This is a genomic window from Vibrio aerogenes (genome assembly GCF_024346755.1).
GTDB classification, from domain to species: Bacteria; Pseudomonadota; Gammaproteobacteria; order Enterobacterales; family Vibrionaceae; genus Vibrio; species Vibrio aerogenes.
In genome coordinates this window covers 1,036,613-1,052,256 of sequence record NZ_AP024861.1, presented here as the reverse complement: position 1 = coordinate 1,052,256, position 15,644 = coordinate 1,036,613, and the positions used below count along the sequence as shown (strand labels likewise).

Genomic DNA, 15,644 nt, shown 5'->3' with positions numbered 1-15,644 from the left:
CTATCAGGCTCAGGCCATCAGATTCAGGGAAATACAGATGTATAAAGTGCTCGCATTAGATTTAGACGGTACGGTTCTCACGGATGATCATGCCATTTTACCGGAAACAATCCATGCTATCAGGGAAGTACAAAAACATTGTCACGTGGTCATCGTCACCGGACGGCATCATACCGCCGCAAAACCCTATTATCAGGCACTGGGCCTGACGACACCGGCTATCTGTTGTAACGGCACTTATGTCTATGACTATCAGTCTGGCACCGTATTGAAACAAAACGCGATTGCCAGACCACAAGCCCTGAAGTTTATTGAGCTTGCCGGTCAGTTTCAGATGAAAATCGTCATGTATATCACCCACGCTATGACTTATTCCCGGCACAACCCGATTGCTTATATGGAAGCGCTGGAAAAGTGGGCGGCACAATATCCGGCTGAATCCCGGCCACGCATCGAGCGCATCGATTCCTTCCGTGATGAGGCCAGACAGGCTGACTATATCTGGAAATTTGTCGTTGAAGGTCTGCCAAGCTCCATCGAGCGTTTTATGGAAAATCCGTGGATAAAACAACATTTTAACGGAGAGCGTTCATGGTCTAACCGGATTGACTTTGCCGCACTTGGAAATAGCAAAGGTAAACGGCTGGCTGAATATGTTGCTGAACTGGGTTACTCCTCAGAGCATGTATTGGCCGCCGGTGATAACCATAATGATATCTCTATGATCCAATACGCCGGGCTCGGTGTTGCCATGCAAAATGCTGACAACGCCGTACGTCAACATGCCCGCCTGATATGCCCTACAGATAATAACGGGACCGGGCTTGCTGAGCTCATCCTGCAAAAAATTAAAGGATAAACAATTATGACCAAACCACTCATTCAAATTGCACTGGATCAAACCAGCCTTCCTTCAGCCCTTGAAGTCGCCAGACGGGTTGAAAACTTTGTTGATATCATTGAAGTCGGTACCATTCTGGCCTTCGCTGACGGGATGAACGCGGTCAGTACATTGCGTCAGTTACACCCGGATCATATTTTGGTGTGTGATATGAAAACCACCGATGGCGGTGCCATTCTGGCCCGGATGGCTTATGAAGCAGGTGCTGACTGGATGACTGTCTCTGCTGCTGCGCACATTGCCACGATTGGTGCCTGTAAAAAAGTGGCCGATGAATTCAACGGAGAAATCCAGATTGAAATTTACGGTAACTGGACCATGGAAGATGCCAAAGCATGGGTTGATTTGGGCATTACTCAGGCGATTTATCACCGCTCGCGGGATGCAGAACTGGCCGGTGTTGGCTGGACAGAAGCTGATATAGAGAAAATGCGTCAGCTTTCTGAACTGGGACTGGCCCTGTCGATTACCGGTGGCATTGTTCCCCAGGACATTCACTTGTTTGAAGGTATCAAAGCCAAGGCATTTATTGCCGGCCGGGCGCTTGCCGGTGAAACAGGTCAGGAAACAGCGGAAGCACTGAAAACCGAGATCAACCGCTTTTGGGGGTGATGATATGTACCAACACCTGAAACGCCATCGAACCGGACTGTATGAAAAAGCGCTGCCGGCAGAAATGAGCTGGGAAGAAAAGCTACAAGCAACCCGCTCACTCGGCTTTGATTTTCTGGAAATGTCTGTCGATGAATCCGATCAAAGAAGGCAACGTCTGGACTGGGATGATGAAACCATCTACCAGCTCCGGCGATTGTGCGAACAGTACCAGATTCCGCTTCAGTCTATGTGCCTCAGCGCACACCGAAAGTATCCGTTTGGTTCATCAGACCCGCTCACACGGGAACAGGCCAGAATTCATATGGAGAAAGCGATCACACTGGCTTATAAACTGGGGATCAGAACCATACAGCTGGCCGGGTATGATGTCTATTACGAACCGGCAAATCAGACAACGCATGCAAATTTCATCCATGGTATGAAACAGGCAGCGAAAACGGCTGAACGTGCCGGAGTCATGCTGGCTGTCGAAATCATGGATACGGATTACCTGAACTCGCTGAGTAAATTCGAAGTGTTAAACAGGGAGATTAACTCGCCTTACTTTAGCGCTTACCCGGATATCGGCAATATCTCCGGCTGGAACTATGATGTGTGTACGGAACTGGCGCTCAGCATGCCACATATCACTCAGATTCACCTGAAAGACACACTGAAAGTGACGGAAAACGCTCCCGGACAATTCAGAGATTTGGTGATTGGTGAAGGGGAAGTTGACTTCAATGCCATCTTTCATACCTTAAAGAAACTGGATTGTGTCGTGCCTTTAGTCATAGAGATGTGGGCTCAGGACAAGCACTGGAAAGACCATATACTCACGGCACAAAGGCGACTCAATCAAGCCTGTGAGCAAGCAAACCTGCCCGCCTTGTTTGCAATATAAACCCAAACGGGCTGAAACAGGTGAAGCGTTTATCGGCCTGAACGGAGCATGATGTTGATAAAGAGACAGGAAAGTTGACATCATGCTTTTCATCCCGCAAAGTGATGCCCTCTTTTTGATATCACCGATCGATCATGAAATTACTTCATTTACAGCTTTTCTGGTATGAATATCATCATACTCTGTTAGAAATGGAAGACTTACCTGTATTAACGCCAGCCCAGATGAAGATATTTCAGGAATGGGTGAAAACACGCAGGAAGCTATTAAAATATGAAGTCCATCAGCAGGTCTGGGTAAAAACAAATGTCGATGGCGCCTCATCGATATTAACCTTTTCTCCGGATGGCACATTAACAGAGCAGGATCTTTTTGGCAGCCGGACATTAAATGGTTTGTGGAAAGTGATTGATGGATTTTTATTTATCAAGGTTATCAGTGGTGAGTTTATTGTTGAATATCAGATCTCAGGCATCACCGAATATAACATTCACAGCGGTATTGAATACATTAACGGGCAAGTCACAACCTATAGTAAGTTTATTCAAACCAAGGTTAAATAGACTCCCCCGGAAATTAACCTCTCGCTCTTTGCTGGCTCTGGGTTTTTCTCTTTTCTACTTCAAGTTTTGATAAAACCATTCCCTGAACTTTCTTAATATTAGAAAGTTTCGGATGGTTGGGATCTTGTCGCTGCAGGTTTCTGAATACCACTGCAATACTGGATTTAAATTGCGATGTCAGCATATTAATATCATCATCAATCGACAACTTATATTTAATCATCGCATTCACAAAATTAGAATGATGCGTAATCAGGCTGGGAATTTCTTTTGATAATATTGCCAAAGATTCAAGCACCCGGCCCTGTTCTTCCAGCTCAGACGCCTTACCTATTTTTTCCAGTTTCTGATCTTTCAGTTCATACATTTTTTTACACAAAGTGATCGTCACTGCGGCATTGATGTGCCGGACTTCGGACAAACGCTCTGTTTCTGAATCCAGCCATTCGGTCAGTTCATCGGTAAAACCAAGATGGTAAGCAATAGCCATTAACAGCAGTTTTCTGTGTGGCAGCTGTGTCTTACTATACATTTCCTGGATTCTTTTCGCTGCACATACCGGATTGCGGGTCGTTATGTCCCGGATGATCTGATAAAGCCTTTTCGTTAACTTGAGATCGTCAACCTGCTTACCATCTAGATTCATTATTTTAGTCAGTTTAGGGCCGAGAGCACGACTGTCGTAAGGGTTGCCGCGCTTGGAATCCAACATAATTTCTAAAAATGTTTTTACTTCTTCGACCGCGAAGAATTGCTGTTCGTTCAGGATCAGATCATAATCGACCTTCGACATAAATGCATAAGCTTTACGGTAATCATCAAAAGCAATATACAGGTAAGCAAGATTGACTGTCGCATCAATCAGGTGCGGATAACGCAAGACTATCTTTTTAATCAACTCAAGTGCTGTTTTAATATCACTGTCTAAAATAGACTGGTGCGCAGTAACCTCTGAGACAATCGGGTGCTCAGGATAACCCAGCACCTCAAATTCGTGTGCCAGAGCCAATACTTCTTCTTCATTTCCCAGTACGGAATTCAACTCAATCAACTTAATTAAAGGCCATTCACTGGTGTCCTTTGTTCTTAAATCGTTCAGCGTTTTAACTGCCAGCTTATATTTTTTCTGGGAGATATAACACTCAATAATGACCTTATATAAATCAATCCACCATATATTATTTTTCTTTGAAAGCTGCTCACATATTTCAATCGCACGCTTGAAATGACCCTTATCTATCTCCCGGTATACGGCAGACAGAATTTTTCGTTTCATCAGGCTTTCATTAATTAATGGCTTAAATTCATTATAGTTGAAAGGAATTTCCAGAATGCTGTCGGGGAAAAGCTCTTCAATTTCACGTCGTGAACCACCAATGGCTTTATCCGACAGAAAGACAAACGAGCAATCGTATGAAAAACGTTCACACTCACGGTAGAGATACAGGTATTTGCGGCCAATCGGCTTATCTTTGATCGAATAGCGGCAAATGATCAGATAAAACGTATACTTACTGACAAGCGTCCGGAATACAGCCAGATTCGGAGCTTTGTGAATCCGGGAATCCTCAAAACCCATTTTTTTCAGCATGTTTTTTATCGAAGAAGACAGCATATGATCTTCTTCGATTATCATCACATTTAATGGTTTTGGCTTAGACTGCATTTTACTTACTATCTGATTTCTGCTTATTTAAATAATTAATCATTTCTGAATGCTCATGAGAAAGTTATGTTTCTCAGACAGCTCTGTCGCGATACCACTCTCTGACGCGCGGCCGGTAACGATGACCACAGTCAAAACAGCCGGCAACCGGGCTACAACGGCCTGACTCTTGATGATTCAATGCAATCTCTCTCCCGACATCTCATGATCATAGCACACAGCCTAAGAGACTCGTGCGTAGTCTAACACAGTCCACTGAAAATTTAGAAGGACCAGTTCAGCCTGCATCAGAAACCCCTGTATACCCTGTTGATTTTATTTGTCTCATGAAGCCGTTCAACCAGACACTGATATGAAGTAACTGTCGGCAGAAAACCGCACAACTTTAACTCAGAGACAAATAAGTGCTCAGATTTTCTGCAAATCAGAACCATTTGTCTGCAAATTAAGCTGCTGATTTTAAATTAAATCCGGAGCACAGCATCAGATTGTTATACATGTTTACCATTTCTTAACCATCCCCTGCGATAAAATTGTGACATTGGTCCGATTTACTTTCCGAGAATAGTTCAACAGCCTCTTTGTATTTGAAGAGATGTCGCCGTACAAATACGCAAAAGGTAGCAAAATGAAAGACTTACAACACACACAAACATCCCCCTCTCTGGACGCGTCCTATCAGCATGAGCGGACCCGGTTTATCATTCTCAAATTACTATTAATTGCACTGATGACTGTGGGTGCCGGACTGTTGGTTAATCTATGCCTGAGATTCGATATCATTTATGGTGACCATTTGATCGGGGAAGTTTCCATGACGGAGTGCGTTCAGCAGATTCTTTTGGGAATAACCATCGTCGCTTTTTACCGGGTCAAACTGTTTCGCCCTGAATTACGCCATGGTGCAATCCTGATCGCCGGATTTTTCATGGTCTTGTTCATTCGCGAACTGGACTTTTTGTTTGATGCCATCACCCATGGCTTCTGGATTTATCCAGCCCTTTTAGTCACATTCGCTGCCATTGTCTATGCCTGTTCCGGGAAGAAGCAAGCCTGGTATTCACTCGGGAGTATTTGTCATGCACCCAATATGCGCTTGCTGGTTGCATCTTTGATGGTCTTACTGGTTTTTTCCCGCCTGATGGGGGAAGCCAGTTTCTGGAAAGCCATCATGCAGGATGGTTATGTCAGAGTCGTAAAAAATGCCATTGAAGAAGGCATCGAACTCTTGTGCTACGCCATGATTGCGATATCTGCGGTTTCCTGTGAGCTCTGGCTGACCAAAAAGCACAGAAACCACACCACACATCACCAGGAAGAAATCGCTCAAACCAGCTAAGAGCAGATTACCAGCCAGGAAAACATGGCCAGCTAACAGCACACTGATGACTTGCAACGAATTCAGCCGGTCAGTTCCACTGCCTCTGGCAGGCTGAAGACAGGGGCCGGATGATATCCGCCGGCCCCTGTCATTCTTTATCCTGCTTCTATACTCTTGCTACTTATTTTCTCACCAGAACCGGTTTTCTCAACAGAAGTTATTTTCTGATCAGGTATTTCATGTGGTTGGTATGCTCAGTCCTACATACCGTAACGAAATGCTGCACCTTCTTCCAGCATGTCATGATGAACAGGTCCTAACGCCTGTGCATAGGCAGAAAGTAATGTCATCGTATAACGAACCCGCTGGTCAAACCGGGCATCATGGCAGTTCAAAGACTCATCGAGCAAAGTGTCTATATCACGGAAAATCAGATGATCCGGCAAAAAACACACATGATTATTTTTACTGCCGGTCATTCTCAGCTCACTAATGGGATAAACACCATTCACACTGGCAGAGACACTGGCAAGTAAGGCTGGTTTATGCGCCATCTCCTGATCTGTCGTTAACAGGAGAAAATTTTTCAGCGCGGGCGTCGCCATACCATGCCATTCCGGGGTGATGAAAATAAAAGCATCCGCTTCTTTCAGAGCCTGCTTCACCGGCTGCCAGACCGCCTGGCTATGGCTTCCTTTCTGCCAAAAATCTTCATTCCATAAAGGCAGGTTCAATGCGTGTAAATCCAGAACTTCACTGTCGGTAAATCCACTTTCACCAGCCAGAGAAGACAGATATTGTCCTGTTAACAGGCTTTTTGAATTCGCGCGTTGGCTACCGGAAATAATCATAAGTTTCATTTTTTTATCCTGTGTTGAGCAGAGTTAATATTTAAAATTAATTATTTTTTCAATAAGTTCATAGAATTACACCGGTTTATGACCGAAGGTCTCTTTCGTACCATTTTCTGGCGTACCATTTTCTGGCGCACCATTTTCTGGCCGGTCCCGGTCACGCGCCTGCGTGATACACAGGATTGAGAAAAGAATCGCCAGTGCACCGAAAAGCTGTAATCCGGTCAGGGTCTCGCCAAGAATCAGATATCCCAGTACACAGGCAGACAACGGACTGAGAAATCCAAGGAAAGAGAGCGTGACCGCAGGTAGTTTTTCGATCCCCCAGAACCAGATAGCATAAGCAAACACTGACCCGGCCAGACACAGATAGCTGTATCCAAAGAGATTCTCTGTGGTCAGTGTTGCCGGTAATCCTTCCTGCCAAAGTGCAACTGGCGCAAGTATCAACCCACCAAATACCAGCTGCCAGCCGGTGAATCCCATCAGGCTCATCCCGGCCGGGCGACCCCAAAGTTTGGTCAGTACCAAACCGGTCGCCATACAGAGCGTCCCCAATAATCCCATCAGCAGCCCGGCACCGTTTAAAGCGACCTGTGAATTCAGTACCAGCATAGCAATACCGCTGATACCTGCTCCCGCCGCCAAAAAATGTCTGCTGTTAAGCGGACTGCGAAGCAGAAGGTAACTCATAAACATCACCACCAGTGGCTGCGAAGACATCACCAGTGCCGCCATACCTCCCGGCAAAGCATAAGCGGCATAAAATAAACAATAGAAAAACAATCCGATATTTAAACAGCCCAAGACAGCCAGTTTGAGCCACCAGTGCTTTGCGGGCAGCGTGTGAGAAAAAGCCACCAAAATCAGCCCGGCTGGTAATGCTCTGATTGCAGATGCCAACAAAGGCATATCGGGTGGCAGCAATTTGCTGGTCACGATATAAGTGCTGCCCCAAACCAACGGGGTGATGGCTGTGATCAGTAACGCTGACCACTGATTTATACTTCTCATTATTTCTTCCTTTGACAGCTTAATGATTTTTATAAAAGTATCTTTTTGAAAAGATATGTCATCAAAATAATCGCTTTTTTACTTTTAATCAAGTATCTTTTTAAAAAGATTTATACATGAGAGATAAAAATGAATCAGGACCATGTCGATCGTATTCTGGCGCAATGGCGCAGTGTTCATCCGGAGCTGGACTGTTCAGCGATGGGAATTATTGGCCGGATACGCCGTGTCAGCCGGCTGTTTGACGAATCACTCAAAGAGGTATTTCGTCAGCATATGCTGAGTAATATAGAGTTTGATATTCTGGCAACGCTGCGCAGAACAGACGCACCTTTAACCCCAACAGCCCTGTACCAAACCCTGATGCTGTCTTCCGGTGCCATGAGTACCCGGCTGGAAAAGCTGGTTCAACGGGGGCTGATTGAAAGAATAGCGAGCGAGGACGATCGCCGCAGCAATCAGGTGCAACTGACTGATGCCGGTAAAGCGCAGGTGGATGCCGCATTGCAGGACCACCTGTCTAATATGGCGCATTTATTATCGGGGCTGACAAAGGAAGAACAGGAACAACTGGCCGATCTGAACCGGAAGCTTTTGCTTAGTGATGCATTGCAGGCAACAAAATAAACCTTTATCCGGGAAAATTTCATAGATGGGTCAAATCAAAAACCGGTGAATGAGTGAGATTGCGGAAATAATTGACGTTGTTTCCGCTCTCACATTCAGTTCAGAAAACAATCCGTTCTCGCTGAACATGCATCTTGAGGCGACTTCGGTATATAATCCTGCAACTGTTTCATGATTTATTCAGGTCCTATGACTCCGGAGCTTCCTGCTAACCTCTCAGCTCACCCAAGCGGCCACTTTTCCCGCATTGAAAGAGTGCTGGATTATATTCATGATAATATCCGTATGCCGCTGACGCTGGACATGCTCTCGGGTACCAGCTGCTGGTCCCGGTGGCAGTTACAGCGGGTTTTTCAGGCATATACGGGTTACTCGGTTGCCCAGTATGTCCGGGAGATGAAACTCAGCCGGGCGGCAGAAATGGTACTGACCAATCAATACAGAATGTCAGATATTGCCTATGAATTCGGGTTTAACTCTGAGGTTGCATTCAGCCGCGCGTTTAAGCAGTATTTCGGTATCGCACCAAAAGCTTATCAAACCCGGGGATTAACCCTCGGGATCAAAGCCCCGCTGACTAACCCGAATCAATCCGGACAACTGCTCTTTCCTGAACAGGTGTTTTATCAGGTCCGCATCGATCAGTCTGAACCTTGCGTACTTCACGGCTTATCCACTCAGATCAAAGGACTCTACTCCCCTTCTCCTGATTTTATGAGCAAAGTCCCGGAGCTCTGGCATGCCTTTTTCCATGCAGTGAAGGACGAGTCACTCTGGCAGGTCCCACATATAGGTGTGATCGAACATCAAAGTGATACTTCCGGAGAACTCACCTATCGGGCAGGCATCAGACAAACACCTGACATGCCGGAAAAAGCCAGAGCGATGTCTTCTCTGCCACTCCCCACACAAACCTGTGCAGTCATGCGCTATCAGGGCAAGGTCTCTGAGTTTCATCAGGCCGTATTGTGGCTGCTGTCAGTCTGGCTGCCCGAATCCGGCTACTCCGGTGTCGATGACGCGCCCTCTCTGGAATTTTATTACCCGCCATTCGATCAGGACACTGACGCAGTGAATGCTGAATACTGGTTGCCGGTCTCAGTTTAATCAACTTTTTGATCATTTATACATACATGCACCAAATTGTTAATTTTATTTATAGTGAAATAGATATGATTCTGTAAACGATAATTATTATCAATAAAAACTCTGAGGCATGAGCAATTCAAGGATATTTTCAGAGACGGACAGAATCATGACAATCAAACAAACAATAAAATTTAAACCAACGCCTGTTGTCACAGCAATCAGCCTGTCATTGCTGACAATGGGTGCCACAGCAGCGGAAAACCAGCCTTCAGAAAAATCAGGCGATCAAGACAATGTGATCCAGGTATTCGGGCAAACTTACCGGAATACAGCGACAAAAACCTCCCTTGCCCCGGAAGAAACGCCCCAGGCGATCTCCGTCATTGACAGTACAACGCTCGAAAACCAGGGCGTAAAATCCCTGAATCAGGCGCTGCGTTACACACCCGGAGTCGTCACAGAAGTACGTGGGGGTGCAGTCACTTTATTTGATACTTTTAATATCCGCGGATTCGATGCCCCGCAGAGTTATTATGACGGACTGATGCTTCAGCTCCTGAAAGGCTGGAACCTGCAACCTCAAATCGATCCGGTCGCACTTCAGCAGGTCGAAGTATTCAAAGGCCCGACCTCCGTACTTTACGGCACCATGCCTCCGGGTGGCATGGTCAACATGATTGCCAAATCACCCCGCCAGACACCATCAACCGAAGTACAGGTAGCCACCGGATCCAGAAATTTATCCGAGGTCTCCGTTGATTCAACCGGGCAGATCAGTGACAGTAATGTCGCTTACCGAATCATCGCTTTATCCCGGAAACAGGACAGTCAGGTTGATTATTCTGAAGAAGAACGTCAGGTCATTGCACCTTCTCTGGACTGGCAGATCACGGATAATACCCTGTTGAATCTGAACCTTTACTATCAGCATGACCCGGACATGGGCGTCAACTCTGCGATCCCGTCATCCGGCATGTTCCACAGTAACCCGAATGGCTCCACCAGCCCGTCAACTTTTGTCGGCGATACCCACTGGAACCATCTGGAGCGTGAATTCTGGTTAGCGGGTTATAAAATCAATCATGCATTCAATCAGAACTGGTCTTTTCTGCAAAATGTCCGTTATATGGACGCCTCACTGAACCAGAGAAACACCTACCATCTGGCATCATCTTTCGATGAAGCAACCGGAACACTGGGCCGGAATATTTACTCAACCGATGAGTCTTCCTACGGGCTGACGGCGGATAACCAGCTGTCCGGCATGATCACCACAGACAATACTATTCACAGCCTGTTACTGGGGATCGACTATCAAAAACTGGATGGTCATTCTCTCTATCAGGAATATGCCTCTTCTGACAGTGCTTTTTATCAGTTTAACCTGTTCCACCCGGATAACAGCTTACTGGATACCAGCACACTGAGCACGATTTACCGCCAAAGCAGTGATATTTCCGTCCGTCAGACCGGTGTTTATCTGCAGGATCAGCTGCAATGGGATCAACTTGTCCTGATTGCGGGCGGACGCTTTGACTATTATAAATCAGATACCAAAGTCACCATCAGCGGGACAGACAGCCACAGCCGGGCCAGTCACCATGCTTTCTCATACCGGATCGGTGCTTTGTATGAGTTTGAAAACGGTATCGCGCCTTATATCAGCTACGCGACCAGTTTTGAACCGGCTGCCGGGACAGATGCAAACGGACATACCTTTGATCCACAAACCGGTAAGCAGGCTGAGCTGGGACTGAAATATGACTATGGTGATTTCACGGGTTCTGCTGCATGGTTCCATATCGTGAAAAACGACATCCTCACGACCGACCCGGATAACTCAGCCTTTCAGGTGCAGTTAGGCGAAGTCACGTCTCAGGGTCTTGAATTGCAGGGCAAATGGGACTGGAGTGAACAATGGGATATTGAGGCCAACTACACTTACATGGATATGGAAGTGACGCATGATACCCAACACAATATGGAAGGCAAAACCCCGATCTGGATCCCCCGGCACCGGGCCAATTTGTCTGCCAATTACCACGTTCAGACAGGTGCTCTGGCCGGAGTACGTCTCAGTGGCGGTGTACGCTATGTGGGTGAAATGGAAATTGATGCCGCCAATACAGGTAAGGTACCGGATTATACCCTGGTTGATCTCTCAGCGGGCTATGATCTGAAACATCTGTCACCTTCGCTCGATGGCGCTGAAGTCAACCTGATCGCAACCAACCTGTTCGATAAAGAATATTACTCCTGTTATTCGTCAGCAAACTGCTGGTACGGGGCCGAACGAACGGTTGAAGTGAATGTGAAATACCAGTTCTGATCCCGCTCTTACTGATGTTCCGGTTAAAATGAACATCAGGGGCCAGTTGACCCGGAGCGTGGATACAAATAAAAAAGCAGCCTTGATTTCAGAGGCTGTTTTTCATCAGATTTTTTTCATCCAAACCCCATCGGTTCTTTCAGGAAACCAACGATGCAATCAACCCAATCTCAACCGTTTGAAACGCTGAATCAACTCTGTCAATCCATCACGCCTTATTTAAAGGGCGAATTAACACCATCCCCCCGTCCCCGGCCGGATGAATATATTTTGTCAGGAACGACAGAAGACTTACCCGTGCTGCAAAACCTTTATCAGGCAGTCAAAAACAGCAGTCCGGAGGCAGGACATGGCTATTGGCTGATTCGCTGCTGGACCTTACTGACATGGCAACCTTTATATATTGTCATGACAGCCATTTACGGCATGCAGCAACTCCCCGACTTCACCGGCTTCAGGCAACGGTATCATCATGGTTCCGTGGCTGGTTTTTTTCTTTCATCATCACAGTTTGAGCGCGGAGAAATTGAGATGCTGATTGAGCGGGCAGCAAACCAGCTTCAACCATTACTGAATCACTACCAGACACAACTTGATACTCTGTATCGTTGCCGGCCGGGAATGACAAACCAGCTATTTACCGATGCGTTATTTGGCTGCCTGATGAAACTACAACACATTGATCCCCGCTGGCATCATCAGAAAATTTTACATCAGGCTGGGTTATGGACCGAAGCGATGCAACTTCCCTCATCGGCCCTCAGTACGCTTCGTCCGGGCGATTCAGGCACAACCCGCTTTATCCGCCGAAGCTGTTGTCTGGTGTTTAAAACAGAACAAGGCAGCTTATGTGCTGATTGTCCTAAACGCAATTTGTCCTAAACACAAATCACCCTAAATACAAATCGTCCTAACCACAAATCACCCTAAACACCATCATATACCCAGATGAGTCAGCACCGGCCAGTGATCAGAACCCTCCACCTGTGTCACCGCTTCACGGGCGCAGAGCCGGGCACTTCCCCGTATCCACAAGTGATCGATTCCCACCGCAGGAAAAAATGAGATGGCCGGCCAGGATGACACCGGCAGGGAAGAAAACCCCGGAAAAAGCTGCTGATACCGTGCTGAATCTGAGGATAAGTTAAAATCACCGATCACCAGCGTATTCTCAACCGGCACGAATCCGGTCAAAAATGTCACCGTCTGAAACATCAGATTTCTCCGGTGCCAAAGCTGCTGACCCCGTGGCGAGGGCGGATGCGCGGTAAATAAAGCGATATCCACATCTGGCGTCGGTTGCCAGAATCCCCGAATCAGACTCTGGTCATCATCGGTGCGGAACACAGACATACCATATAATGGTTGCCGGCTTAATATAAACTGATTCGACGGATAACCGACCTTGGGCTGACCACCATAGCGATAAGGATATAATTCATGGAGTCCTTGCAGAGCAGCACCGTGACGGGGCGTCATTTCCTGCAAAACAATTAAATCCGGCCGTTCTTTTTTGACAAACTGAATCAAATTATCAATTTTCTTGTTTTCAAACAAAATATTGTACTGGAGAATTTTAAACGTCTTACCACACGCCTGGGCCTGAGTCCGTATATCAGGCAAAATTCTGATAGAAAAAAGCAGACATATAATCAAAGCCACAGATGCGAAAAAAAACAGGCGGCAATAGATGAACACGCCACAATAAAGGAGGTAAAGGGAAGCCATTACCCCCGGTACAGACGACCAGCTTTCAGCCCACCATAATCCGGATTCCGAATAACTCCACCTCCAGAAAATTAAAGGTAAAATCAATAGCAGTAACTTTGGCCATACTTTCCCCATTGATATTGATCCCGACATTGTCTTGCACTGATTCTTACGGCATCAATTATATTTGAAATGGTATTTCAATAATTGACAATTAACATAATATAATTTACTTATTAGCCTCCATTATAGATGGTGATAATTAAATAATAAAAATCATTATATTCATCCTTTATCTCATACATCCGATTTCATTCCAAATCATGAGATTTAACACCATCGCCACAAGTTGATTACATTTCGGGAGAAAAAAATACATGCCACTGATGCAGACAATACGTTCCAGATATACTTTTAGTTTTTCATTATTGACTGCTGTTTTTCTAGCTGTTGTTGTCTTAGCCTATAATCTGGTGATTTATATTCAGGATAATACCGGCAAATATCAGGAATCAGCCACGCTGATTCAAAATGCCGATCGTGATCTCTATCAGTCAGCACTGGCCCTTTCCACCTTAGCTTTTTCTGATTCACTGCCACCCGCACAGCAAGACGAATTAAAACAAACGGTATTATCCAATGCCAGACAAGCCAAAGACAGAATGGAAGCCTTTATCACTCAAACCCGGGATGTCGCAGAAATCGTCCGGTATGTCTCTCCTTTTGAGCAAAGATATCAAGACTGGCAACGTGAATTTAACGCCGTGATAAACGCAGTTGAGCATCATGATCATGCCAGTGCAAAACGTCGTTTTACCCGCGAACACAAAGATGTATTCTTAACACTCCGGACCCTCTATGATGGTTCAGAAGAACTGGTCAACAAATATGCTGTGATTGAAGAAAAAGTCATCCACGCGCATATTGATAACTTCAAGCTTATTGTTCTGATTTTGTCTGCTTTTGTACTGGTCATCAGTGTGTTTCTGGCATGGTTTGCCCCAAAAAATATTTCAGAATCAATCCGTAAAGTCACCCATGATTTACATGAAATCAGTCAGGGTGATGGCGATCTCACCCGCAGAATGAATAACCCGAAACCAGATGAAACCGGGGAGCTCAGCCGCGAGCTGGATGGCTTTGTCGAAAAGCTGGGCGGGATGATCCAACAGATTCGTCAGGGTGCAGACACCATCCGGGATGAAATGTCGTCGATTCATCAGGCGGCAACTCAGTCAGCAACGCTCAGTGATCAAAATGATACGGCACTGGATACCGTGGTCACAGCCATCGAAGAAATGAGTACAACCACCAGAGAAGTGGCCGGAAACGCCGCTGATACAGCGAGTCATGTGGCGGCGTTGTCAGATCTGTCTGATGAAGGAGAGCGTTCGATTCAGGCAGCAACGGACCGCCTGCACGATCTGACAGACCAGATTACGCAGGCCTCACAGGTCATTGAAAAGTTATCCCAGAGTTCAGACGGCATCTCATCAGTCCTGGATGTCATTATGAATATCTCAGAACAAACCAACCTGCTGGCACTGAATGCTGCTATTGAAGCAGCCCGTGCCGGTGAACAGGGCCGGGGCTTTGCCGTCGTGGCTGATGAAGTACGCCAGCTGGCCGGTAAAACACAACTGTCAACCGAAGATATCCGCAAGATGATACAAACACTTCAGGGAGAAGTCTCTGAAGCGGTAACCTCTATCAATGAAAGTGTTCAGATTGCCGCATCCACAGAAAGTCTGAATGAAGCCACCAGAGCACTCCTCATTGATATTAAAGTCTCCTCTGATCAAATTCAGAATCTGACACTGCAAACGGCCAGTGCAACCGATCAACAAAGTCAGGTTGCTCAGGAAATTAATACCAGTCTGGTACAGATGTCCGGGATGTCAAAAGAGGCTAAAACATTATCTTTCCAGATGAAACAATCCGTCGATCAAGCTTTAGAGAGTGCCGGGTCACTGGTTGGTCAGGTCAATCGCTTTAAGGTCTGATCTCAGGCCATCTGCCCCGATCGTCACCGGTACAACGCCGTTTCACCGTTGGCGGTCGGGTGTCATTCC

The 15,644-nt window shown here is 46.2% G+C and carries 14 protein-coding genes; 10 read left to right on the top strand and 4 right to left on the bottom strand.

The window, feature by feature from the left end; translation table 11 throughout:
- The first annotated feature begins 37 nt into the window (after window positions 1-37).
- The 4 genes from OCV29_RS04865 (at window position 38) to OCV29_RS04850 (ending at window position 2,962) form a co-directional block, all read left to right on the top strand.
- Window positions 38-859: a Cof-type HAD-IIB family hydrolase gene (locus OCV29_RS04865; RefSeq protein WP_073604673.1), complete on the top strand. Its 822-nt coding sequence runs from the start codon at window positions 38-40 to the stop codon at window positions 857-859.
- Window positions 860-865: 6 nt separating this feature from the next.
- Window positions 866-1,513, top strand: coding sequence for a 3-keto-L-gulonate-6-phosphate decarboxylase UlaD (locus tag OCV29_RS04860; protein ID WP_073604672.1), 648 nt, complete (start codon window positions 866-868; stop codon window positions 1,511-1,513).
- A gap of 4 nt (window positions 1,514-1,517) precedes the next feature.
- Complete coding sequence (locus tag OCV29_RS04855) at window positions 1,518-2,399, top strand: L-ribulose-5-phosphate 3-epimerase (RefSeq protein WP_073604671.1); 882 nt, start codon at window positions 1,518-1,520, stop codon at window positions 2,397-2,399.
- A 134-nt stretch (window positions 2,400-2,533) separates the two neighbouring features.
- Complete coding sequence (locus OCV29_RS04850) at window positions 2,534-2,962, top strand: hypothetical protein (RefSeq protein WP_073604670.1); 429 nt, start codon at window positions 2,534-2,536, stop codon at window positions 2,960-2,962.
- Window positions 2,963-2,975: 13 nt separating this feature from the next.
- Here OCV29_RS04850 and OCV29_RS04845 read toward each other — a convergent pair whose 3' ends face one another.
- Window positions 2,976-4,628, bottom strand: a complete 1,653-nt coding sequence (locus tag OCV29_RS04845) for a tetratricopeptide repeat protein (protein WP_073604669.1) — start codon at window positions 4,626-4,628, stop codon at window positions 2,976-2,978.
- 628 nt (window positions 4,629-5,256) lie between these two features.
- Between OCV29_RS04845 and OCV29_RS04840 the strand changes: the two genes are divergently transcribed.
- Window positions 5,257-5,967, top strand: coding sequence for a hypothetical protein (locus OCV29_RS04840; protein WP_073604668.1), 711 nt, complete (start codon window positions 5,257-5,259; stop codon window positions 5,965-5,967).
- Between the two features lie 242 nt (window positions 5,968-6,209).
- On the opposite strand, the gene OCV29_RS04835 is transcribed toward OCV29_RS04840, so the two are convergent.
- Together OCV29_RS04835 and OCV29_RS04830 are read right to left on the bottom strand one after the other, a co-directional pair.
- Window positions 6,210-6,809: an NADPH-dependent FMN reductase gene (locus OCV29_RS04835; protein ID WP_073604667.1), complete on the bottom strand. Its 600-nt coding sequence runs from the start codon at window positions 6,807-6,809 to the stop codon at window positions 6,210-6,212.
- Window positions 6,810-6,875: 66 nt separating this feature from the next.
- Window positions 6,876-7,817 carry an EamA family transporter gene (locus OCV29_RS04830; RefSeq protein WP_073604666.1) on the bottom strand — a complete coding sequence of 314 codons (942 nt, stop codon included), beginning with the start codon at window positions 7,815-7,817 and terminating at the stop codon, window positions 6,876-6,878.
- Window positions 7,818-7,946: 129 nt separating this feature from the next.
- Between OCV29_RS04830 and OCV29_RS04825 the strand changes: the two genes are divergently transcribed.
- The 4 genes from OCV29_RS04825 to OCV29_RS04810 all read left to right on the top strand — a co-directional run bounded on the left by OCV29_RS04825 (window position 7,947) and on the right by OCV29_RS04810 (window position 12,744).
- The gene (locus tag OCV29_RS04825) at window positions 7,947-8,444 is read left to right on the top strand and encodes a MarR family winged helix-turn-helix transcriptional regulator (protein ID WP_073604665.1); all 498 of its coding nucleotides are present in this window, start codon (window positions 7,947-7,949) and stop codon (window positions 8,442-8,444) included.
- A gap of 171 nt (window positions 8,445-8,615) precedes the next feature.
- The gene (locus tag OCV29_RS04820; protein WP_084193400.1) at window positions 8,616-9,551 is read left to right on the top strand and encodes an AraC family transcriptional regulator; all 936 of its coding nucleotides are present in this window, start codon (window positions 8,616-8,618) and stop codon (window positions 9,549-9,551) included.
- 148 nt (window positions 9,552-9,699) lie between these two features.
- A complete protein-coding gene (locus tag OCV29_RS04815) occupies window positions 9,700-11,862 on the top strand; it encodes a TonB-dependent siderophore receptor (RefSeq protein WP_073604664.1) in 2,163 nt (720 codons plus the stop codon).
- Between the two features lie 153 nt (window positions 11,863-12,015).
- On the top strand, window positions 12,016-12,744 hold the full coding sequence (locus tag OCV29_RS04810; protein WP_073604663.1) for a siderophore ferric iron reductase: 729 nt from the start codon (window positions 12,016-12,018) through the stop codon (window positions 12,742-12,744).
- Between the two features lie 54 nt (window positions 12,745-12,798).
- Here OCV29_RS04810 and OCV29_RS04805 read toward each other — a convergent pair whose 3' ends face one another.
- Window positions 12,799-13,590, bottom strand: coding sequence for an endonuclease/exonuclease/phosphatase family protein (locus tag OCV29_RS04805; RefSeq protein ID WP_261887392.1), 792 nt, complete (start codon window positions 13,588-13,590; stop codon window positions 12,799-12,801).
- A 359-nt stretch (window positions 13,591-13,949) separates the two neighbouring features.
- On the opposite strand from OCV29_RS04805, the gene OCV29_RS04800 reads away from it, so the two are divergent.
- On the top strand, window positions 13,950-15,575 hold the full coding sequence (locus tag OCV29_RS04800; protein WP_073604661.1) for a methyl-accepting chemotaxis protein: 1,626 nt from the start codon (window positions 13,950-13,952) through the stop codon (window positions 15,573-15,575).
- The last annotated feature ends 69 nt before the right edge of the window (window positions 15,576-15,644 follow it).